Raw genomic sequence first — 24,166 nt, forward strand, 5'->3', positions numbered from 1 at the left:
TCAAATTAATTGAAAAAGCAGCAGATTATTCTTACTGGAGGAGCAATGGCTCTTCTTTTCATTATTTATTTTTTTGGGAACAATGTTCCGCCGATTGAAAAAAAGCCGGTCGAGGCCGCAACTCACCAGGACGAAGCTCCCCTTGATATAAACACAATTTTATCCGCTTCCAAACGCCAGCTTACCCCGGAGCAATCTGCCTTTGTCAGCAGGTTGGAATCAGCCGTTGTACGTGGCAATGTAAAAGATCAGCAAATCAGCGTTTACCGGCAGCTTGCTGAATTCTGGAAAGACACCGTTCACTTGCTTTTACCCTATTCGTATTACACTGCTGAAGCAGCTAAATTGGAAAATTCTGAAAAAAGTCTCACCTTTGCAGCCCAATTCTTTGCAGGGAACATGCGCAGACAGCAGGAACCCTCGTTAAAAAAGTGGATGGCCATACAGGCTAAAGAGTTGTTTGAAAAGGCTTTAGAGATAAATCCGGGGAGTGATTCCCTCAAAATCGGGCTTGGTTCATGTTATCTTTTTGGTAACATAAGTGACAATCCGATGCAGGGAATCAGCCTGATTCGCGAAGTTGCGTCGAGAGATTCAACAAATATGTATGCCCAATTTATGTTAGGAATGGGTGGACTGGTCTCTGGGCAGCTTGACCTTGCTATTCAGCGTTTGTTGAAGGTTGCGAGACACGAGCCAAATAATGCAGAAGCAGTGCTTGCACTTGCTGATGCTTTTGAAAGAAAAAATGATAAAGCCAATGCGATCATGTGGTATGAGAAAGGCAAGGAACTCATCGGAGATCCGGACTTTATCAAGGAGATTGATCAACGCATAAGCTTATTAAAAACATAGCCTTTCATTTTTGGAAGGACTACATAAAACAAATTAATTAACTTAAATCACTGGTTATTATGCCTTGCGGTAAAAAAAGAAAACGTCATAAAATTGCCACGCACAAGCGTAAGAAGAGACTAAGAAAGAACCGTCATAAGAAGAAAAGCCGCTAGAAATATTCTTCTGAAACGGGGCCGTGATCCGGCCCTTTTTCTTCACTATAGCTGAAAAATTTATCTGTCATTTATTGCTGGCCAGGCTCCGCATATTTGTCAAGTAATGCTACTTCAGCGACTTTCCTTTCAGAGATGAATGGTTACCACGGATAAAGATGATTGACGATTGAATAAGGAACTAATTATAAACGCGGCTCCACAAGGTGTAGAGATTGCACTTTTAGAGGATAAGAAACTGGTAGAATTACATCATGAAAAAACGGATGCTAATTTTGCCGTAGGTGACTTATATCTTGGAAAGGTTAAGAAACTGATACCCGGGTTAAATGCAGCTTTTGTTGATGTCGGTTTTGAGAAGGACGCGTTTCTTCACTACACCGATCTGAGTCCTTATGCACGCTCGTTACTCAAGTTTACCCAGGTAGGCATCAATGATAACAGTGAGAATGGTTTTGATTTTGGAACTTTTTTGGTAGAACCGGAAATTATTAAAACCGGCAAGATCAATGAAGTGCTGAGTGGTAAGCCAAATATACTGGTTCAGATCCTGAAGGAACCTATCGCCGCAAAAGGCCCAAGGCTAAGCTGCGAGATATCCTTACCCGGTCGTTTCGTAGTAATTACTCCCTTCAATGATATTGTTGCTGTTTCGCGTAAGATACATTCTGCGGACGAACGCAAACGCCTGCAGAAAATAGTTGAAGCTATCAAACCAAAAAATTTTGGTGTGATAGTAAGGACAGCAGCGGAGGGGAAAAACACAGCAGAACTTCATGAGGACCTCTCAATGTTGGTGGAAACATGGAGGATCATACAACATAACCTCAAAGGGGCTGTGGCCCCTGCCAAGATACTGAGCGAGCAAACCAAGGCCACCAGTATGTTGCGGGATCTGTTAAATGAAGATTTTAATAAGATCGTTGTTAATGACCGTAATATTTTCAACGATACCAGGAATTACATTCAACGCATCGCGCCCGAAAAAACAGACATAGTAGCCTATTATAACAACGGCCTCCCAATCTTCGACCAGTTTGGAATAACCAAACAGGTTAAGGCTGCTTTTGGAAAAACGGTTAACCTGCCAAGTGGAGCTTATCTCATTATTGAGCATACCGAGGCACTGCATGTAATTGATGTAAACAGCGGATACAAAAGCGTTGGAAATAACCAGGAACTGAATGCGCTTGAAACCAACCTCGAAGCAGCGGCTGAAATATCCAGGCAGCTGAGACTTCGTGACCTTGGCGGTATTATAGTCGTTGATTTTATCGATATGAAACTTCCTGATAATAAGCGCAAGCTTATGGAATCAATGGAAGAATTTATGCGACCTGATCGCGCTAAACACGCAGTGCTTCCTATATCCAAGTTTGGCCTGATGCAGATCACCAGGCAGCGGATGAAACCTGAAATGAACATCAATACACAGGAGGTTTGTCCCACCTGTAATGGTACCGGAAAGATTTCATCAACGCTGTTACTGGAAGATGAAATTGAAAAGAACTTAAGTTACCTGCTTACTCATCAGCACAAAGATCTTAAACTGGTTGTACATCCTATTATGCATGCCTATCTTACAAAGGGAAGATTCTTCAGATCCAGGCAATGGAAGTGGAGATGGAAATATGGCAGAAAAGTACAGATCAAAGAAAATACAAACTACCATCTCACGGAGTTCCATTTCTTTGATAAACATGAAGACGAAATCAAGCTTTGATTGCTCTGTAAAGCTTTGATTAGCAGATCCCGTTTTGTTTACAGTATCAGCCTTTAATTTATTGTGGATTTAGTTATTGACGTTTTTTGACGTTGACATTTTTTCGGTTTGTCTATTCAAAAATTTATAGAAACCTACAACTCTATTTGCGAAAAAAGCCCCGGAAAACCGGGGCTTAAAGGAAAATCTATTATAGATTATTTACTGTATTTCTTATCAGGTCAGGAAATGATACTAATATGGAAAATTCTGAATAAGATTTTTATTTACATCCATCTCACGTTGTGGGATAGGGAGCACAAGTTTTGGATCATCATAGGCTAAGGTTCCGACAGCTTTTTTCGTGCGTTTTAAGGTCCATAACCTATCCCCTTCGAACCCAAACTCCCGGAAACGCTCATCTACAAAAGCATCAGCACTGGTTATTATAAGGAGGGTAGATGCTCCTGCGCGCTCTCGAACAGTGTTGATATCATCGAGTGGTGAAACCCCGCCAATTGGAGCGCCTGCCAGCCGATAATTTGCTTCGCCACGGATAAGAAACATATCAGAAAGACGTATGATCGGAATTGCTTTATAAAATTGTTGCCACTTCCCGGTATATAATCCCCCCACCCCGGCTATGTTCGCACCGTTGTAAAAGAAGTCTCCGCGTGCATCAGTTGGCTGGAATATGCTGGGATAATTAGGACTTGCCTGAACATCTCCTCTTCCACTGATCAATGGTGGTTGCAGAGTGTATGCGGCGTAGAATGTGTTGATTCCATTGTTAGTGGTTCCCGAATTGCTTTGAGAAGTTTGCTGGATCGCAAAAATATCTTCGTTGGTATTATTAGCGTTGTTAAACGCGCTAAAAAAATTAAAATTCAAGCTAAAATCACCATCTATCACCTGGTTTGCGGCAGTAGCAGCTCCACTGTAGTTCAACATATTCATGTAAACTTTCGCAAGAAATGCAAGCGCGCTATATTTACCTGCACGAAAATTAGGTCCCAAGTCCGGCAAGTCTGCTACCGCAGCATTAAGATCAGAAACGACCTGTTTGTATACAGCATCAACAGTAGCGCGGATCGGATTATGCTTCGATGCATCATAAGCATAGACCGGCTCAGTCACCAGGGGAACAGCAAGATTAGATGTTACATTACCCTTAGAATATGGAAGTCCAAAGTATTTGACCAGTTCAAAATAAACAATACCACGGATAAATTTTGCTTCTGCTACAACCGCATCACGTTCGTCTTCATCAACAAGGTTCGCTTTTTCTATTACAGTGTTTGCGATGTTTATAATAGAATAAGAACTCGCCCACATGCCGGTAGCAATAGCATTGGTGCTGATCTGTGTTTTCCTTGTAAGGTCCCTGTAATCAATAAAGGTTCCTGCAAAACTAACGTGATTGGTGTTTGCCAAAAGATCAGAAGCCAGGAAAAACTGCTCTCCAAAAGCATTTGGTCCCTGGAGTAATGAATAAGCTCCAAATAAAACAGCTTTTACATCATCTCCATTTGTAATTTGTTCGGGAGTGATGTTTTGTTGCGGTTTAACATCCAGTTTTTTATTGCAACCAAAGCCGATCATGGAAATCAGGATAAGGGCAAATATTTTATTTAATGAGTTCATATAAATTCTTTAATGATTCGCTGGTCCTTTGAAGGTCCTTAATTAAAATTTCACATTTAAACCCAGGGAAATAGTTCTAGCCTGTGGAATTGTATAAAAATCAACTCCGCCGGTTATATTACCAAGAGTAGCTGTATTCACTTCCGGATCACCTTCATACTTTGTAGCGGTCCACAAATTATTTCCAGATACATATAATCTTGCGGAAGATAATTTCAGCAATGATGAAACTTTTGATGGTAATGTATAACCAAGTGTTGCATTACGTAATCTTATATAAGAACCGTCATGCAGCCAGAAAGAAGATGAACGGTCGTTGGTGCCAAATGAAAATCCGGTTCTTGGAACATCAGTGATGTCGCCGGGGTTCTTCCAACGGTCCAGGTAACGCGTAGTTTGATTGTCAAATCCGTTACCAAGGCCCGACTCCATGTAGATACCAGCCTGGTTAAAAATTTTGTTCCCTTGTACGAAAGTGAAGAAGATGTTCAGATCAAATCCTTTGTATGAAAATGTGTTTCCAAAACCACCTGTGAAATCAGGATTAGATTGACCAATAGCCCTTCTTTGAGCTTGACTATAGTTACTGGTTGTTTTCCCGGTAGAATCATAATAAAGCGCATCTCCATTAGCGGGATCAACACCAGCAAACTCCTGTAAGAAAAATACGCCGATTGGTTCTCCCTCAATTGCACGTTGTACTCCATTTGTAATTACCTGGCCATCTATATCCTGTACCTTATTTACGTTATAAGCAATATTAAATGATGTGCTCCATTTGAATTCACCATCAAAGTTGCGCGAGTTCAATGAGAGTTCCACTCCTTTATTATACATAGTGCCAAGATTTCTTAACACTGAAGCAAAACCTGTTGAGGTGGGAATGTTGACATTCAGCAAGAGATCAGAAGTATTTTTCTGATAATAGTCTACCTCACCAGTCAAACGACTTTTGAAAAATCCAAATTCAATTCCCGCATCGAACTGTGCTGTCTTCTCCCATTTCAGATCATCATTTGGTAACTGCGTCGGCACAAATCCGGGAAGTCCGGGATAGTTTGAAACACCATACAGACCAAGAAAATTATTTTGCCCGATTTCTGCATTCCCTGTAAGACCATAACTGGCCCTCAATTTCAGGTAGCTTAAGAATCCTACATTTTTAAGAAAATTTTCTTCTGAAATGATCCAGCCAAGTGATGCTGCAGGGAACCAGCCATAACGATTGTTTTCACCAAACCGTGATGATCCGTCAGCACGCGCACTTACCGATAAAAGATATTTATCAAGGAAACTGTAGTTTGCCCTTAAGAAATATGAAAGGAATGTGTAACGGTTATTTGTCGATGTACCGAAGGTGATATCTGTAGCACCTGAAAGATTTTTTACAGCATCAGTTGGATAACCTTCGCCCTGGGTGGTTGACTGTTTGGTATCATTTTGAAGATAACTCATACCAATTATCGAAGTCAGCTTATGATTATCATTAATATTCGGAGTGAAAGTAAAAAAGTTATTTGTATTCAGACTTGCACTTGAAGTGGTAATTGCAGTTGCTCTTCCAATCCCTGCACCGTCGATAGTTTGCTTTCCTGAAAAACTTTCCTGGTATAAATTGAGTACATCAGCACCAAGTTCTGATCTGAAAGAAAGAGAAGGCAGGATCTTAAGATCTGCAAATGCATTTCCTAAACTCCTGAATGTAACCTGTTCGTCACTGTTGTACTTGGCATCAAATAATGCGTTACCATATAAAGTCTGCCCGTTAAGTTCTCCTGTTGCCGGATCAAGTAATGGAGACATTGGAAGTTGTGCAACAAGCTGGCCCGGGGTGGAAAAGGCATTGTCATTACTGATACGATCTAACTGGGACCTGTTAAGTGCAAGATTTAAACCAATGGTGAGTTTATCAGTAGCCTTGTGATCAAGATTCAATCTTCCGCCATACCTGGTAAAAGTGTTATTAATTACGATCGCATCCTGTTTATTATAAAAACCGGAAACATAAAAACGGGTTTTATCTGAACCACCAGTCGCAGAGAGATCGACCTGTTGTGAAGTAGCATTTTTGCGGTACAACTGATCCTGCCAGTCAGTATTTACTTCATAGTTCTTGTAATCGGTACCAAGAGCGAAGTTCCCGGAAAGATAACCTTCATATGAATTAACGTAATCGTCGATTGCTTCCTGTTCAGTTGGATATCCGTTAATTCCTTCCGCGAAATCTATTTTTCCATCATTTGTTCCTGCTTCTCTTACAAGCTCAAGATATTGCCGGGCATCCATAAACTTGCGTTTGCGAGTTGGCTCGCTAAAAGTATTACTCAGGTTAAGTTCGATTTGTGTTTTCTTACCAAGCTTACCTTTTTTTGTTGTAATAAGTATAACTCCGTTGGCTGCCCTTGCACCATATATAGCCGAGGCCGCTGCATCTTTCAATACTTCTATTGATTCTATATCATTTGGGTTGATATCAACCAGAGGATTTGTGGGATCGTTTGTGCCATCTGAAACGCTGTTGGATACTACGGGTAATCCATCAACCACATAAAGAGGCTGACTGCTTGCCGAGATGGAGCTTGTTCCGCGGATCCTTACTTTCATCGCCTGGCCAACCTTACCACTTCCGGATTCAATCACAACCCCGGGTGCTTTACCCTGGATAGCCGCTTCGAAAGACTGAAATGGAAGATTTGCCACCTCTGTGCCGGCGACTTTTGCGATAGAGCCCGTCAGCTCCCTTTTTGAGGCCGTACCATAACCTACCACAACTACTTCATTCAGCGCGCCTTTACCCGGGTTCATGGAAACCGACATCAGATCCGAGATGGGTAATTCAACCTCACTGAATCCGACATAACTAAATACAATTGTGGTGGCATTTGCAGGAACCGTTAAACGGAAGGTTCCATCGGCATCGGTAACCGTGTTGATCTGGGAGTTTTTAACTTTCACCGTAACGTCTGCAAGTGCTGAACTATCAACAGCACTTACTACTTTACCGGTTACTTCTTTTGTTTGGGCAGAAAGGTCCTGGCACAGGAACATAACTAGCCCCGTAAGTAAGCCATACAGTTTTGTCATGAATATAAATTTTCGAACGCAATATACGTATTAAGAATACCTTAACACACTAATTCAATGACAAAAAACCGATGCGTGGCGCTGCATCGGTTTATATAAGTGGATGATTATCTTGATAAAAGGTAAAAATAAAGGGATACACTTAATCCCGGCTGCGGCTTCCGCTCAGATAAATGAAAATATACTGAACCAGGGTTGCTACAGAGGCCAGCGCTGCTACCAGGTAGGTCATCGCTGCCCATTTAAGGGCGTCCTTGGCTTTAGGATATTCCTGGGCATTGGTGACCCTTGAACGATCAAGCCAGGCAAGGGCACGACGGCTGGCATCAAACTCTACCGGGAGGGTAATAACCGAAAAAAGCGTGGTTAAGGCAAACAGGATGATACCTCCAAGCAGAAGCTGGGGAAAGCTGTTTACCATAATAATTCCGGCAAGCAACACCCACTGAACGATTCCGGAGCTGAATGAAACTACCGGAACCAGCCTGGATCTCAACATAAGCCATTGATAAGCAGTGGCGTGTTGTACTGCATGACCACATTCATGAGCGGCTACTGCAGCGGCAGAAATCGACACTCCTTCATACACTTCCGGACTAAGGTTTACAGTTTTATTTGCAGGATTATAGTGGTCGCTGAGAAACCCCTGAGCTGATATCACTTTAACATCGTATATCCCGTTGTCTCTCAACATCTTCTCTGCGATTTCCTTTCCAGTTAAATTCGCGGAAAGGCGAATCCGGCCGTAAGTTTTGAACTTACCTTTTAACACTCCCGAAACCAGCATACTGATTCCTAGGAACAACAATGAGACTAATAATACTGAGGTTGACATATCGTTTTTTTAAGATTTCAGGATTAGTACATCAAACGAAAATCCAAATTTTTTTTCCTGCAGTTTTGTACTAAAAAGACATTTATTTTTACTGATTTTGGCACTCGATAAGTGAATGAAAGCCAAGGGCTGACATTTTATCACAATAACTCATCTAAGTGGCAATTTTGAAGATAATTTGTTAATTGTCAATATTTTATACAAAATAAAAATGAAGTTTCCGAAATGCATTACCGGCGTTAAATTTTATTCACAACGCTAAAAATTAATTTTGTTATGTGGCACTAATTTGTAATTTAGTGGCAGAATTTAATGGGTTAGTAAGTAAGGGGTCAACAGCAATGTTGGCCTTTTTACTTTGTAGGAAGTCCTGAAACTTCATCTTGCCCCGATCAATTATCCAAAGGTTTTTCCCTTATAATTATCGCCATTAAACTACTTTTCGTTTTAAATTCTATCAGAACTTTATAAATCCCATCAAATCATCGATCATAGATTTTCGTTGGGCATTAATGTCTGAAAAGTCTGTAATTACATTTAAATATTAATGAGTAAAGTAAAGACTGCATTTTTTTGTTCGGCTTGTGGATATGAAAGTGCAAAATGGGCTGGCAAATGTCCTTCATGTAATAGTTGGAACACATTTATCCAGGAAGTGATTCAAAAAGATCCAGGGAAATCAGAAAACTGGAAAGATTATCGTGAAGACAACAAACCAAATAAAATTATTGCCTTAAATGAGATCACGGGCATAGCTGAAGAAAGGATAATAACCCCTGACCCTGAACTTAACCGTGTACTTGGTGGTGGGATTGTACGCGGAAGTATTGTATTGGTAGCCGGTGAACCGGGGATTGGTAAATCAACATTGTTTCTCCAAAATGGTCTTTTGCTAAAAGATCACTCTATATTATACATAAGTGGTGAAGAAAGTGTACAGCAAATAAAAATGCGCGCGGACCGGCTCGGGATTCAAAACGATTCTTTTTATCTGCTAACTGAAACTTCTACCCAGGTAATTTTCCAGGAGATTAAAAAACTAAAGCCGGATATCATCATTGTTGACTCAATTCAAACAATTCATTCCGCCAATATTGATTCATCACCCGGTAGTATATCCCAGATCCGGGAATCGGCTTCCGAGTTTCAGCGCTTCGCAAAAGAAACAAATACACCTGTATTCCTGATCGGTCATATTACCAAGGAAGGCAGCATAGCCGGACCAAAGATTCTTGAACATATGGTTGATACCGTTCTCCAGTTTGAAGGTGACCGGCATTATGCTTATAGAATTTTGAGAACGCTTAAGAACCGCTTTGGCAGTACATCTGAGCTTGGCATCTATGAGATGTCTGGATCCGGTATGCGGGGTGTGAACAACCCAAGTGAGATACTTATCACCCAAAAAGAAGATAACCTCAGTGGTATATCCATAGCTGCAAGTATTGAAGGCATCAGGCCTTTGCTTATAGAAGTGCAGGCACTGGTGACCCAGTCTGTTTATGGAACACCTCAACGTACTGTTTCAGGTTTTGATCTTCGGCGCCTGCAATTACTACTTGCAGTACTTGAAAAACGGGGAGGCTTTCATTTTGGTGTAAAAGATGTCTTTCTTAATATAGCCGGAGGACTGAAGGTTGAAGATCCATCGATTGATTTGTCTGTTCTCTGTGCTTTGCTAAGTTCTTATGAAGATGTTCCTATACCTCAGCATGTTTGTTTCGCAGGTGAAGTCGGTTTAAGCGGTGAGATAAGGGCAGTTAACAGGATCGAACAAAGGATAGCAGAAGCAGAGAAACTTGGATTTGAAAAGATCATTGTTTCAAAATATAATATTTCATCAGGAAGAAAATCCGGGAAAGAGATCAATAAGCAAAACTTCAATATTGAAGTAGTGACCATGGGCCGCGTAGAAGAATTGTATCAATACTTTTTCTGATTGTGTTTTACTCATTACCCGTTCACCAGCATGTACTAGATTGTAAGATATCTGCCAGCTATGCTGATAAAGACGGCCATTGACTCATTAACACATCTTTTCTTCCCTCATATATGCGCCGGATGTGGAAGTGATGTTATCAATAAAAATCAACTGCTATGTCTTGCCTGTACAGACAGACTACCGCTTACAAACTATTACGCACATGCGGATAACCCGGTAGAAAAAACTTTTTGGGGACGTATCCCACTTAACCACGCAACCAGTTATTTATATTTCAACAAGGATTCAATAGTACAGCAATTAATGCATCAGTTTAAATATAAAGGGAACCAGGAAATAGGGCTTTATTTCGGCAAGAAAATGGGGTCGGCGATTTCCTCTGCGCCTAGGTTTCAAACCCCGGATTTCCTGGTACCCCTGCCGCTGCACCCCCAAAGACAGAAAAAAAGGGGTTATAACCAGGCAGAAGTGCTTTGTCGCGGTATGGCTGAGTCAATGGGGATACCCGTACTGGAACAGGCGGTAAGCAGAACTATGCAAACCGAAACCCAGACGCACAAGAACCGGGAGTCGAGGTGGCAGAATATGGAAGGAAAATTCGTCCTGAAACACCCTTCATTAATTGAAAACAAACATGTGATCCTTGTTGACGATGTAATTACAACCGGCGCCACTCTCGAAGCCTGCGGGCTTGAATTACTTAAGGCCAGGGGATTGCTGCTAAGCATTGCCACCCTGGCTTATACCTCTGTCTGAACAGTATATTTTATCCCCTTACCCTTTCTACCCGACAATTAACCAGGCTGGTAAACGTTTATTCAGTGGTTCAAAAAAACTTAATAAAATTTATATCAATACTTTTGAAGCGTAATGAAGCCATTAACCGGATTTGTTTTTTTTATTGTACTCTTTGTTTGCAGTTGTAAAAAAGATGTTTTTATAACCAGTCCGGATGCAGAGATCAGATTCTCCGCTGATACCTTGCATTATGATACCGTTTTCACAAGTGTTGGTTCGATTACAAAGTTTGTACGCATTTTTAACAATAATGACCAAAAGCTGCGCTTAACTTCTGTGCAACTAAGTGGAGGATCGAACTCACCATTCAGAATAAATGTAGATGGCACTCCCGGAAATGCTTCTGATATTGAGATCCTGCCCAATGACAGTTTATATGTGTTTGTCTCGGTACAGGTTAACCCGGATGCACAAAACCTTCCTTTCATATTGCGGGACAGTTTGCGTGTCAGCTACAACGGAAATGAAAAATTTATCCAGTTAGAGGCATGGGGACAAAATGCTGTTTTTTTGAGAAATCATATTGTTACCGGTCATGAAATCTGGACCAATACAAAGCCATATGTTATTCTTGATCGCCTGTTGATTGAAAAAAACGCAAAGCTTACCATTGGAAAAGGTTCAAGGCTTTATTTCCATGCAGATGCTCCCTTATTGGTAGATGGCACACTGGAAGTAAAGGGAGAAAAAGCTGATAGTTTGAGGGTGAGCTTCCAGGGCGACAGGCTTGATGATCCGTATCACAACTATCCCGGAGCATGGCCGGGAATTTATTTCCAGGCCTCAAGCCAGGACAATATCATAGAGTATGCAAATATCTATAATGCTTTCCAGGGCCTGGTGGTTGACCAGCCGGCGACAAATGGATTACCAAAACTGATCCTGAATGAATCCGTAATTCAAAATTGTTTTGATGCGGGGCTCATAGCGTTCCGCAGTGAGATTCGTTCACGAAATACTTTGATTGCCAACTGCGGCAAAAACATGATCCTTGCATTTGGCGGAAAATATGAGTTTACTCATCTGACTAATACTGCTTATTCAAACCGATATATAGCTCATAAGGATGCCATTTTATCAATCACAAATGTTTTTGAAGATGCGGGGGCAGTCTTTACTGCTGATCTTAACGCTTCTTTTGTAAACTGTATATTTTGGGGAGATGATGGACTTGTTAAAAACGAGGTGACAATCAGAAAAGAAGGTAGCTCTGTATTTGCAGTTAGTTTTACCAACTCACTTTGGAAAATGTCCGACGTCCCGGGTTCCATTACCACTTCAGCAATGATTAATAACCAGGATCCGCTTTTTAACCTGGTTGATAATGATAAAATACAATACGACTTTCGTCTGAAAGAAAACTCTCCGGCGATCGGCAAGGGTAAGCCGGCCGGGGTTACCTTCGACCTGGATGGCAAAATCCGTAAGGTTGTTCCTGATATCGGGGCTTATGAGCTACAATAATTGAGAAGAAGGCAGCAGTAATTGAGAAGAAAGCATCAGTGTTTTTGATAAATACAACAATTGGTGCTTTACCCTTGTTTAACTAATTTACACGGTATATTTATTCAATTAAAAACACATTTTATGCTCCGGCTTGCAATTTTATCGATATTGTTTTCAGTGACAGCGTCTATCTATGACTTTAAAGTTCCTGCACTTGAAGGTGGTACAATTGATTTCTCGAAATACAAAGGCAAGAAAGTCCTTATTGTTAACACAGCTTCAAAATGCGGATTGACCCCTCAGTATACCGAGCTCCAGGCACTTCACGAAAAGTATAAAGACAAACTTGTTGTGATAGGCTTTCCGGCAAATAACTTCAAACAAGAAAATGGCACGAATTCCGAGATCAATGAATTCTGTAAAAAGAACTATGGTGTTACTTTCACCATGGCTGAAAAAGTTTCTGTGAAAGGTGATGATATACATCCTTTGTTCAAATATCTCACCGAGGAATCAGCGAAACTGGGAATTGAAGATCCTATCAAATGGAACTTTACAAAGTTCCTGCTGGATGAGCAGGGTAAACTCATTGCGGTTATTCCGAGCAAGGTGCCACCTTCCGATGAATCATTAACTAAATGGCTTAAATAGAATTCTCCGGTTTTTATTTAATTATACCAGGTATATCATTACTCCATTGAAAGACGGCTTCGTTTTTCAATGGAGTTTTTTTTTGCATTTTTCCAAAAAACCTCTAAAATGATCCATTCGTCGAAACCGGGAATCCAACAGTCGAATAAATTATATCGACCGTAATTGTTTTTACATCTTTGTGTCATCATCCGATACCGATTAAAAACCAACCACATCCAAACCGTGAAATCCCGATTAACCAACCTTAAACCATTTAAAAGTCCAAGGAACATCCAATCCATTTAAAACCGTCCGTTGTACGTTACTTAGTCAAAATCTCTGAACCGCCCCCTGACAGGGGCGGTTTTGCTTTACAGCCTGCTCACAATCCTTATCTTTGCAGCCGATTTTATCGGGTAGCCAATGTTATTTAAAGATATAATAGGTCAATCAGAAGTAAAGAGCCACCTGAAAGAGATGGTTCACCATAACCGCCTTAGCCATGCGCTGCTTTTCCTGGGCAAGGAGGGTTCAGGTGCATTACCGCTGGCAATCGCATTCGCGAATTATATATGTCTTTCTTCAGGCCGCAATGGTTATCCTGAGCTTACAGGAATGCAGGCCGAAGATACTGATCCCGACACACTGATCGAATCTCATCCATCCTATTCTAAAGTAAAGGCGATGGTTCATCCGGATATCCATTTTTCTTACCCGGTAATCACCAAAAAGCCCGGTCAGAGCCCCATCAGTACGGACTACATACAGGAATGGCGGGAATTCATAACGAAATATCCATATGGCAATGCATTCGACTGGCTACAGTTTATTGGTGCCGAAAACAAACAAGGCAATATTACTGCCCAGGAATGTAACGATATCATCCGGAAGCTGAATCTTAAAAGCTTTGAAAGCGAATACAAGATTCTGCTGTTATGGATGCCTGAGTACCTCGGTAATGAAGGAAACAAATTATTGAAACTGATAGAAGAGCCACCGGCTAATACCCTTTTCATCCTTGTTTCTGAAAATGAATCACTGGTCCTTCAGACTATCCTTTCCCGTACCCAGTTAATAAAAATTCCGGCACTTGAGAATCATGAAATCACACAGTCGCTGGTATCCCGGGCGAAAATTGCTCCTGAACAGGCAGCCCGTATCAGCGCCGTTTCAGAAGGCAGTTACCGCGAAGCGCTGCAGATGATCCATCATGCCGACGAAGATTGGATCTCCCTGGTTCGGGAATGGTTGAACGCAATTATGAAAAATGGTCCTATCGCCCAGGTAAAATGGGTAGATGAGATTTCTAAACTTGGCAGGGAACGTCAAAAACAGTTTCTCCGGTATTTTAATCATCTCCTTGAACAATCTATCCGTCTCAGAACAATGAGCGCTTATTATGATGAACCCGGCAATGAGCACCTGATGCCGGCCAATGAAAAAGAATTTGCAGCCAGGCTAAACAACCGGGCGGGCATAGCCGAACAGAAAGCAATTATAGAAGAATTGGACAGGGCAAGCTACTATATAGAAAGAAATGCTAATGCGAAAATGCTCTTCCTCGCGCTCACCATTAAACTGTACCATATCATTGCGGATAAATCCGTAATTTTGGTAGCCTGAGATAAGAGTATGAGTGAATTGTGAAGTTGAAGTATGAGTTTCGAAGCATTTTGATTTAAGTATATTATATATATTTTGTGTTGTTTGCCTGGGTATTTCCGGTCTGGAACCCATACTTCCTGCTTGTTCCCTTCTTTTGTCTCCGTAGTAACTATTTTATTCATTTAACCTAAAATACGATGGGATGTAGTTCATGTGGAACAGGAGCAGCCGGAGGCAAAGTGTCGGGGTGCCAAAGTAATGGTGGTTGTAGTACGGGCGGTTGCAACCGGATGAATACTTACGACTGGCTGGCCAATCTTCCTTTAAGTTCTGCTGAAAGTTCCTGCAGGGTTGTGGAGATCAGCTTTAACAACGGAAGCAGAAAAGATTATTTCAGAAATAGCACAGTGCAGATATTTGACAAAGGTGACATGGTAACCGTTGAAGGTATTAGTGGCTTTGACGTTGGTGAAATTTCTTTGACAGGCGAAGTGGTAAGAATTCAGTTAAAGAAAAAGGGATTACAGGAACAGGATGCAGAAATGAAGAAACTGCTTCGTCGTTCAACCGATAAAGACCTGGAACTCTTACAACAAAATAAAGCACGTGAAAAAGAAGCATTAATACGGGCAAGAGCTATTTCAAAACAGCTGAACCTGAACATGAAGGTCAGTGAAGTTGAATTCCAGGCAGATGGTCGTAAAGCTACTTTTTTTTATATAGCTGATGACCGGGTTGATTTTCGTGAATTGATTAAGATTTACGCAAAAGAATTTAAGGTTAAGGTTGAAATGCGCCAGATCGGGGCGAGACAGGAAGCAGCGAAAGTTGGTGGCATTGGCAGTTGTGGTCGCGAATTGTGCTGTAGTACCTGGCTTACCGATTTTAAATCCGTTAATACCACTGCGGCGCGTTATCAGAATCTATCCATAAATCAAAGTAAACTCAGTGGCCAGTGCGGCAGGCTTAAATGCTGTCTAAACTATGAACTGGACACTTACCTGGACGCCTTACAGGGATTTCCTGATAATGCCGACACAATCCAGGTGGCAAAAGGCACAGCAATTCTTATTAAAAAAGATATTTTCAAGAACCTGATGTGGTACATCCTGCCAGACAGCAGCAAACAGTATCCCCTCGCAATTGAAAGAGTAAAAAAAATAAAACAGCTTAATCAGAAAGGTGAAATTCCCCAGGAACTTGAGCCGGCAGACCTTACGCCTAAAGCCAGGGAAATAGAACCTGAATATGCCGATCTTGTCGGCCAGATCAGTTTGAAAACACTTGAAAAAGCTGAGAAAAAGAAAAAGTTCACTGGTCCTGGTTCCGGTCAGCAAGGTCATGGTCCTCAACAATCACAACAACCGCGTCCTAACCAGCAACAGCCCGCTAAGCCACAACAACCCCGTGGAAATGCCCAGGGTCCCAAACAGCCGAACCAAAAAAACGGCCCGCAGAAAGGACAACAACCAAAGCGACCACCACAGCAGGGCAGAGCGCAGCAAGGCCCTCAGCAGCCTCAAGCAAGACCGCAGCAACAGTCTCAACCCCGGCAACCTCAACAGAGACTCCCATTGCAAAAGTCACAACAACCAAATGAATCGCAGTCTTCACAACAAAAACCAGGAGAAACCCCCGGTCCGCAACAGAACCCTGGTCCCCGGCAAAGTCCGCCACAATCAGGAAACGATGTTCAACCGGGGCAATAAAGAATTATAAAAAATAATACATACATATCAGAGACCGTTCCTTTTATTTGGAACGGTTTCTTATTTTTATATAGATGAGACGCTTTGTTATGAAATCATTGATAATTCTTTCCATTATATTAATCATCTGGATAATAGTTGCTCCTGGCTGTATGACTTTCAGGAAGCCAGACAGTGAAATGAAAGCACAATTCAACCAGGCGGGAATCAACCTTATTACCGAAACAATAAAAATAAATAAACGGAATATCCACTATGCGAAAACAGGGAACGATAGTTTGCCAACCCTGATTTTTATTCATGGAACCCCGGGAAGCTGGGATGCATTTGCCGGTTATATGCAGGACAAAGATCTTCTGAAGCATTACCGTATGATCTCGATCGACAGGCCAGGATTTGGATATAGTGATTTTGGAAACCCATTGCACCTTTCCGAACAGTCTGTGCTGTTGAATAGTACTGTGAATAAGTTACGCAATGGCAAACAAATATACCTGGTCGGGCATTCCCTCGGTGGACCTATGATTGTTCTGATGGCTGCAGATAACCCGGAATATTATAATGGACTTGTATTAATTTCCGGATCTGTAGATGCCCTGGAAGAAAAACCTGAAAAATGGCGTCCTTTTATTTTTAAGACACCGCTCAATTATCTAGTGCCCGGGGCTTTCCGACCATCAAACGAAGAACTTTGGTACCTGAAAAAGGACCTGGTGGATCTGAAGTCAAATTTCACTAAGATCGTAGCCCCGGTATATTTTATTCATGGTGAGAAGGATACCTGGGTTCCACCCGGCAATGTGAAATACGCAAAACAACTACTTGTTAACTCACCCAAAGTTGAAGAACTGATGATACCGGATGGAAACCATTTTATCCCCTGGACAAAATACCCTGAGATCAAAAAAGTACTGCTGGGGCTAGATAGCTCATGGCAGAATCTGCAGGCAAAATATTGAAATTCCACGTTTTTTTACAGTTGCCAATTGAAGACTTTGTTAATCTACCGGCATACCTCTTATTAATACCTGCCTGTTCTATAATTTTGTATCTTGTTTATATAAATTGATTCAAAATGGAATTATTCAAGTCCGGTAACCCGGTTTTAGGTGAAAAAAAGTTTGAGAAAACGGTTGACCGTTTCGACAACAACGTAATGACACAAAGCGGAACCTTAAATAAGTTCGGGCTTATGATGTTACTCTTAATGGCGGCTGCAAGTTTTACCTGGAAGGCAGCAGGAGAAGGGAAAAATGTTATACCCTGGATGATTGGGGGTGCAATCGGCGGTTTTATTGTAATCCTGATTATTTCCTTTAAGCCCCGGCTTTCGTCAATTCTTGCTCCTATATATGCATTATTGGAAGGTGTATTTGTCGGAGCTATCTCTGCATATTATAACAATGCATTTGATGCCTATGCTCCAAATATTGTTATGCAGGCGGTTGGACTGACATTCGGGGTAGTTATTGCGATGTTTGTACTATATAAGTTTGGTGTTATTAAAGCCACACAGCGTTTTAAGTCGGTCGTTTTTGCGGCAACTGCTGGTATCGCAGTTTTTTACCTGTTGTCGATTGTCCTGGGTATGTTTGGGGTAACCATGCCGTTGATTCATGAAAGCACAACAATGGGAATAATATTTTCACTTGTCGTTGTTGCCATCGCTGCGCTGAATCTTATTCTTGATTTCGATATGATTGAGCAGGGTTCTGCAATGGGAGCTCCAAAATATATGGAATGGTATGGAGCAGTTGGATTACTTGTTACTATTGTATGGCTATACCTGGAGATTCTTCGGCTATTGTCTAAACTTTCCAGGAGGGACTAAAACTTTCAGAAGAGACTAAAATTTTCCAGATAAAATTAAGCCCCTCTAAAAGAGATTAAGACTTGCGAAAAGATAGAGTCTGTTTCCAATAATTTATAATAACTAAAAGGTCCGAAACGCATGGCGTTTCGGACCTTTTAGTTATTACGTTTTCCATATGTACTATCTGCCGTCTCCATCCAGGAGATTACCAAGACCTCCCAGTATACTTCCCTCTTCTTTGCGGTTATAACTGCCATATGCAAGAATCCGGCTTGCCAGCCTGCTGATCGGTAGGGTCTGTATCCAGATCTTACCTGGTCCTCTTAAAGTTGCGAAGAATAATCCCTCACCACCAAACAGGGTATTTTTTATTCCACCTACAAACTGGATATTATAATCGATCGTTTTTGTATAAGCCACAAGACAGCCTGTATCAATACGAAGAAACTCTCCTGGCTGTAAAACTCTTTCAAATACGTGCCCGCCTGCATGAACAAAGGCCATACCGTCTCCTTCCAGTTTCTGCATAATGAACCCTTCGCCACCAAACAAACCGGTTCCAAGTTTCCGCTGAAACTCTATGCCCACGGTTACACCTTTTGCTGCACAAAGAAATGCATCTTTTTGAGCAACAATTTTACCACCGAGCTCCATTAGATCCAACGCAATGATTTTACCTGGATAAGGTGAAGCAAAACTCACTTTCTTTTTGCCTGTCCCAATATTGGTGAACGCTGTCATAAATAAACTTTCACCTGTGATCAGTCGTTTGCCGGCAGACATAATCTTGCCCAGGAAACCTTTATTTTGTTGTGAACCGTCGCCAAAAATTGTCTGCATTTCAATTCCTTCATCCATCATCATAAATGCACCGCTTTCCGCAACTGCTGTTTCACTGGGATCCAGCTCTAGCTGCACATATTGCATTTCTTCGCCGTAAATCCTATAGTCAATTTCATGATTTGTTCTCATATCTGAAGTTTATCTTTTACTAACATTAAAAGTAAAAAAAAAGTTGATCACTAAAGGATCAACTTTTTATATAATACAAATACCTGACTAATGAGTTTCAGTTTATCAGAACCAGCTGCCGATGAAAGCTTCATTCACCCTCTCATTGCGCAACCTGTTTCTCCGCCTTCTTTTTTTATACCCGTGGACAATCATTGTCCAAAGCATCAGAAATATAAAAATGAAAGTAAAAGGCGGGATTCCCAGCATGCTGATCCAACGACCACCATACATATTGCGCATTGGCCGCTTCAATCTTTCCGCGATAAGATACATTGCCGGCACTATAACCAGGGTCATAAAGAATGCCAGGATAAGACCGAAGATAATTGTCCAGCTAAGTGGTTTCCAGAATGCTGCATTATCACCTCCAAAAAAGATATGTGGGTTCAGTTCTGAAAACATCCGCACAAAATCAATGTTTAAACCAACTGCAAGTGGTATCAGGCCAAGTATCGCGGCAATAGCAGTAAGCAGTACAGGGATGATACGCGTTTTACCTGCCTGAATAATCGCCTCCCTGGTTTTAAGTCCTCTTGCCCTTAACTCTTCTGCAAACTCAAGAACAAGAATACCATTTTTGATAACAATACCTGCTAATCCAAGTATCCCCACACCTGTCATTACCACCGAAACCTGCATGCCTGTAATTCCGAATCCTAACAACACACCAATCACACTGAAAATAATTTCCGTTAGAATAATAACAGACTTGCTCACAGAATTAAACTGCACTACCAGAATGAAAAGGATCAGCACAAGTGCTATAACCAGCGCCTTGCCCAGGAATGCCCCGGTTTCAGCCTGCTGCTCACCTTCACCTGTCTGCCTTACAGTAACACCATCTGGTTTTTGTTTGAAATTAGCGATATGTTCTGCCAGTTCTGTATTAACAGCAGTAGGTGTATACCCCTGGGTTTCGAGCACATTTGATCTCAGGCTGATTACACGTTTATAGTCCTTTCTTTTTACGCTACCTAACGTGCTTGTATAATCGACTTTTACAACGGAACTTATGGGTATACGCTTTATGCCACCGGTCATTTCCCGGAATACGATATTCATGTTTAGAAGATCCGCAATATTACGACGCTGCAATTCTTCGTTCCTCAATTGTATCTTGTATTCGTCTTCACCATCCTTGATCTTTGAAACTTCACGTCCAAATAAAGCTGTACGTATTTGTTGACCCACCTGGCCGGTCGATACACCATAAATCAATGCACGTTCCCTGTCGACCGTAAGGGTTATTTCGGGATTGTTCAGATCGATATCCATCTTCAACTCTTCTACCCCGGGAACCTGTATGCTATCCAGGTAATTTTTAAGATTTACAGCTGTTTTAATAAGCTGATCGAAATCTTCACTCGCTACCTCTATATTAACAGGCGGTTCAGTTGGTGGTCCGCTCGCTTCTTGGTCAACACTGATTTCAGCCCCTGGTATACCTTTAATAACCTTGCGGATAGAATCCAGATATGGTTTCGTGGAGATACCTTCTCTTTTTTCAAATTCTACAAAAGAAACCTGTACACGGCCGAGTTCCGTTCTTGTACTACGATCACCTGTCATAGGGTCACCCGCACCGATACCAACGTTACTGATAACACTTTCGACAACGTGATTTTTCTTACCCGGCGCTATACCAAGCACCTGGTTAACTTTGCTCTCAAGAGTTTTTGTAATAGAATCTGTATAGTCAACATTCGTTCCAACAGGCAACTTGAGATATACATAAATCTGGTTGGGATCCGCACCGGGAAAGAATACAACCGGCACATTCCGGGCGCGAAAAAACACGAAAGAAAATACAAGAAGCAGGAATGTTCCTATCAGAAGATGTACGGGTCTCCAACCTTTAAGCCCCCATCTTAATAAAGTTTCATAATGATTCATGATCCATGGCAGAACCCTGTTTTGGAACCCATGTATCAGGCCATCAAATATAAACCTGTTAAGCAGAACCAGGATTATGATAAACAGTAAAAGATTGCCTGCAAAAGTGAGGCCTGCAAGATCGAGTAAGATACCAAGTACAACAGCTACCCAGAATACAGGCTTTTTGAAGATCGCTGATTTCGGCTCTTTTACATCATGGTCGGTATGACTCATAAAGTCTACCGCAAATATTGGATTCATTATAAACGCTACAATCAGCGATGCACTCAACGTAAATATGAGCATGGCCGGCAGGTAAATCATAAATTTTCCAATAATACCTGGCCAGAAAAGCAATGGAACGAAAGGAGCAAGTGTTGTAAGTGTACCCGCAAGAACAGGCACAAACACCTCACCAGCGGCCATAATCGCCGATTTTTGCGGACTGATTTTACCCTTTCCTTCAACAAGTATACGGTGGGTATTTTCAATTACCACGATCGCATCATCCACGATTATACCAAGTCCGAAAAGCAGGGCAAAAAGTACAATGAAATTTAATGTTACATGCCCCCCAACTACAAGATCAGCAGCAGGTAGTGCTACAAATGCCACAAACATACTTAGTGGAACACTGAGCGCCACAAAAAATGCATTTACAACACCCATGAAAAACATCAGGATTATCAGTACGAAAAGAAAACCCAATACAATTGTATTGATCAGGTCCGTAAATGAAGTCCTGGCTGCTTTACTCTGGTCACCGGTGATTACAACATCCACATTCTTAGGGAGTGTGGTTGCTTTCATTTCTTCTGTCAGCTTTTTAACATCATCAGAAGTTTCGATGAGATTCTCACCGGCTCTTTTGATAATGTTTAGTGTAATCACATTTTTGCCATCAAGACGGGCAGTACTTTCTTTATCCTTCAGGGTATCTTTTATAATGGCTATGTCTTTCAGATAAATGGGGGAACCCGAAGTATTCCTCACTACTACATGTTCAATGTCATATGATGTTTTGAACTGCCCCTTTAACTGGAGGTTTCGACGCATGTTACCAACATCAAGCAAACCGCCACTCACATCAAGATTTTCCCGGGCAACGGCATTGGCGATATCATCAAACGTAATATTGTTTGCCTGCATTCTCGAATTATCTACATTGATCTGAAATTCTCTCTCCGGTGCGCCAACAAGATCTACACGATTCAGTTGTGGTAATTCTTCCAGTCTATCCTGCATGTCATCTGCATATGCTTTCAGGCGCATAAGATCAATATCACCACTCAGGTTCACATACATCACCGGCTGCTCGCTGAAACTTACGGATTGCGCCGTTGGCTCCTGCGTAAGATCGGTGGGAAGATCCTGCTTCGCTTTGTCGATCGCATCCTTTACTTTCTGTAATGCAATATCCGGATCAACATCCGTATCAAACTCAACTTGTATTGCAGAATAATCCTGTTGCGAAGTACTTGTTGTTTTTTCAATTTTTACCCCGGTAATACCCTTGATTTGTTTTTCGATAGGCTGTGTTACCAGGTTCTCCATATCCTTTGGCGAATTACCAACATAGATGGTAGATACGTAGATTGTCGGAATAACAAGATCGGGGAACTGCTCTTTTGGAAGAGTAACGAATTGGTAGATACCACCAAAACTTACAATCAACATGAACAGGTAAAGAGCAGTTTTATTCTTTATACTCCAGGTGGTCGGCTTAAATTCCTTATGCGGACCATTAGGATTTTCGAGTACACTCATACAATTATTTTGAAAGCGTTATCATCTGATTATCTAATCTGATATCTGGTCTGATCCTGTCTCTGAATTTTCTATAACCGCAATTACCTCTCACACATTAAATGCAGGAAGTTTACTATTATATAGTTGAAGTGGTTATCAACTGGCCATCATACAATCCCTGGAAGCCTTCAGTAATCAATACATCACCCTGTTGTAATCCTGATTTGACCTCGATTTTATCCTGGTACAATTCTCCAATCTGCACTGGCTTTTTCTTTGCGAACATCTTGTCGCCTTCTTTAACTGCAACTAGTACAAACTTTCCTTTTTCATCATTCTGGATTGTATTAAGCGGAACAGTCATTGTGTTGCTGGTTGAATAATCCTGGATCTGAACAAGAGCTATCTGGTTTGCACGGAATTCCTGGTTGGCAGGGATTTTTGCTTCAACATAAAATGAGCGGCTTGAAGGATCAATGATTTTACCCTTAACCGTAATTCTTGCATTGATGGTTTTATTCACATCAGGGATAGTAACCCTGATATTGGCTCCTTCTTTAACTCTGTCAAGATAGTTCTCAGGAACGTTAACCGTTACCTTCAGATCGCTGTTGTTTACAACACGAATGCCCGAGACAGTAGCAGATTGCGGGCTGAAGAATTCGCCGACTTTCAATGTAACCCAATCTGCAATCCCATTCATTTCAGCGTGTACATTAGAAAGATCAGACTGCTCGTTGAGCAAGCCCATTTGCTTTTCCAGGCTTTCAACGTTGGATTTCGCCTGAAGCAACTCAACTTCGGTTCCTATTTTCTGATCCCAAAGATTTTTTCTTCTTTCATAAATTGTTTTCGCAAGATTTATCTGAACAGTCAGTTGTTCCATCTGTTGCTGAATTCCAATATTGTCAAGCTTTACAAGCAGCTGACCCTTCTTTACAGACTGACCTTGTTTGACATATATGTTTCTGACCTGGCCACCGGGACCACGGGGAGTCACATAAGCGATGTTCTGAGCTTCAATATTGCCTTGCAGGTCGATGAAATGTGAAAATGAGCCGGGATTGAGCACCGCAGTAGTGACCAGCTTACTTTTTTCAGCTTTTGCAGCACTGGTATCAACTTTAGCAATGTCTTCTTCCAGCGCGTCGATTTTCTCCTCCAGCTTTTTTTGTTCAGCCTGCAACGCTGATAACTGTTTCTTTTTTTCTTCTAACGGAGTTTTGTTTTCAGAAGCACCGCAAGCTATAAGCATTGACACAGATACCGCGAGCGCTCCTATTTTATTTATCGTATTCATAACTGAT

Annotated in this window: 16 protein-coding genes; 10 read left to right on the forward strand and 6 right to left on the reverse strand. The window is 41.5% G+C overall.

What is annotated here, in order from left to right:
* The first annotated feature begins 9 nt into the window (after positions 1-9).
* Positions 10-855, forward strand: coding sequence for a tetratricopeptide repeat protein (locus VK664_RS16885; protein WP_461399863.1), 846 nt, complete (start codon positions 10-12; stop codon positions 853-855).
* Between the two features lie 324 nt (positions 856-1,179).
* Positions 1,180-2,733 (forward strand): Rne/Rng family ribonuclease, encoded by a 1,554-nt coding sequence (locus VK664_RS16890; RefSeq protein ID WP_461399864.1) that lies wholly within the window; start codon positions 1,180-1,182, stop codon positions 2,731-2,733.
* Positions 2,734-2,967: 234 nt separating this feature from the next.
* Here the strand turns inward: VK664_RS16890 and VK664_RS16895 are convergent, their stop codons facing one another.
* The 3 genes from VK664_RS16895 to VK664_RS16905 all read right to left on the reverse strand — a co-directional run bounded on the left by VK664_RS16895 (position 2,968) and on the right by VK664_RS16905 (position 8,275).
* Positions 2,968-4,356, reverse strand: coding sequence for a RagB/SusD family nutrient uptake outer membrane protein (locus VK664_RS16895; RefSeq protein WP_461399865.1), 1,389 nt, complete (start codon positions 4,354-4,356; stop codon positions 2,968-2,970).
* 42 nt (positions 4,357-4,398) lie between these two features.
* Positions 4,399-7,440 (reverse strand): SusC/RagA family TonB-linked outer membrane protein, encoded by a 3,042-nt coding sequence (locus VK664_RS16900; RefSeq protein WP_461399866.1) that lies wholly within the window; start codon positions 7,438-7,440, stop codon positions 4,399-4,401.
* A 142-nt stretch (positions 7,441-7,582) separates the two neighbouring features.
* Complete coding sequence (locus tag VK664_RS16905; RefSeq protein WP_461399867.1) at positions 7,583-8,275, reverse strand: zinc metallopeptidase; 693 nt, start codon at positions 8,273-8,275, stop codon at positions 7,583-7,585.
* Positions 8,276-8,822: 547 nt separating this feature from the next.
* Between VK664_RS16905 and radA the strand changes: the two genes are divergently transcribed.
* The 8 genes from radA (at position 8,823) to VK664_RS16945 (ending at position 18,239) form a co-directional block, all read left to right on the forward strand.
* Entirely contained in the window at positions 8,823-10,214 is a 1,392-nt protein-coding gene (gene radA / locus VK664_RS16910; protein ID WP_461399868.1) for a DNA repair protein RadA, read from the forward strand.
* Positions 10,215-10,274: 60 nt separating this feature from the next.
* Positions 10,275-10,973, forward strand: coding sequence for a ComF family protein (locus VK664_RS16915; protein WP_461399869.1), 699 nt, complete (start codon positions 10,275-10,277; stop codon positions 10,971-10,973).
* A 114-nt stretch (positions 10,974-11,087) separates the two neighbouring features.
* On the forward strand, positions 11,088-12,479 hold the full coding sequence (locus VK664_RS16920; RefSeq protein WP_461399870.1) for a choice-of-anchor Q domain-containing protein: 1,392 nt from the start codon (positions 11,088-11,090) through the stop codon (positions 12,477-12,479).
* Between the two features lie 123 nt (positions 12,480-12,602).
* Positions 12,603-13,112 (forward strand): glutathione peroxidase, encoded by a 510-nt coding sequence (locus tag VK664_RS16925; protein WP_461399871.1) that lies wholly within the window; start codon positions 12,603-12,605, stop codon positions 13,110-13,112.
* A 405-nt stretch (positions 13,113-13,517) separates the two neighbouring features.
* A complete protein-coding gene (locus VK664_RS16930; RefSeq protein ID WP_461399872.1) occupies positions 13,518-14,717 on the forward strand; it encodes a DNA polymerase III subunit in 1,200 nt (399 codons plus the stop codon).
* Positions 14,718-14,896: 179 nt separating this feature from the next.
* Positions 14,897-16,408 carry a regulatory iron-sulfur-containing complex subunit RicT gene (gene ricT, locus VK664_RS16935; RefSeq protein ID WP_461399873.1) on the forward strand — a complete coding sequence of 504 codons (1,512 nt, stop codon included), beginning with the start codon at positions 14,897-14,899 and terminating at the stop codon, positions 16,406-16,408.
* 89 nt (positions 16,409-16,497) lie between these two features.
* A complete protein-coding gene (locus VK664_RS16940) occupies positions 16,498-17,367 on the forward strand; it encodes an alpha/beta fold hydrolase (protein WP_461399874.1) in 870 nt (289 codons plus the stop codon).
* A 116-nt stretch (positions 17,368-17,483) separates the two neighbouring features.
* Positions 17,484-18,239: a Bax inhibitor-1/YccA family protein gene (locus VK664_RS16945; RefSeq protein WP_461399875.1), complete on the forward strand. Its 756-nt coding sequence runs from the start codon at positions 17,484-17,486 to the stop codon at positions 18,237-18,239.
* 162 nt (positions 18,240-18,401) lie between these two features.
* On the opposite strand, the gene VK664_RS16950 is transcribed toward VK664_RS16945, so the two are convergent.
* The 3 genes from VK664_RS16950 to VK664_RS16960 all read right to left on the reverse strand — a co-directional run bounded on the left by VK664_RS16950 (position 18,402) and on the right by VK664_RS16960 (position 24,159).
* On the reverse strand, positions 18,402-19,193 hold the full coding sequence (locus VK664_RS16950; RefSeq protein ID WP_461399876.1) for a TIGR00266 family protein: 792 nt from the start codon (positions 19,191-19,193) through the stop codon (positions 18,402-18,404).
* 105 nt (positions 19,194-19,298) lie between these two features.
* The gene (locus tag VK664_RS16955; RefSeq protein WP_461399877.1) at positions 19,299-22,877 is read right to left on the reverse strand and encodes an efflux RND transporter permease subunit; all 3,579 of its coding nucleotides are present in this window, start codon (positions 22,875-22,877) and stop codon (positions 19,299-19,301) included.
* A gap of 118 nt (positions 22,878-22,995) precedes the next feature.
* The gene (locus VK664_RS16960) at positions 22,996-24,159 is read right to left on the reverse strand and encodes an efflux RND transporter periplasmic adaptor subunit (protein WP_461399878.1); all 1,164 of its coding nucleotides are present in this window, start codon (positions 24,157-24,159) and stop codon (positions 22,996-22,998) included.
* Between the last annotated feature and the right edge of the window lie 7 nt (positions 24,160-24,166).

The sequence above is a fragment of the Flavitalea sp. genome (genome assembly GCF_035489435.1).
GTDB lineage: Bacteria > Bacteroidota > Bacteroidia > Chitinophagales > Chitinophagaceae > DATHKG01.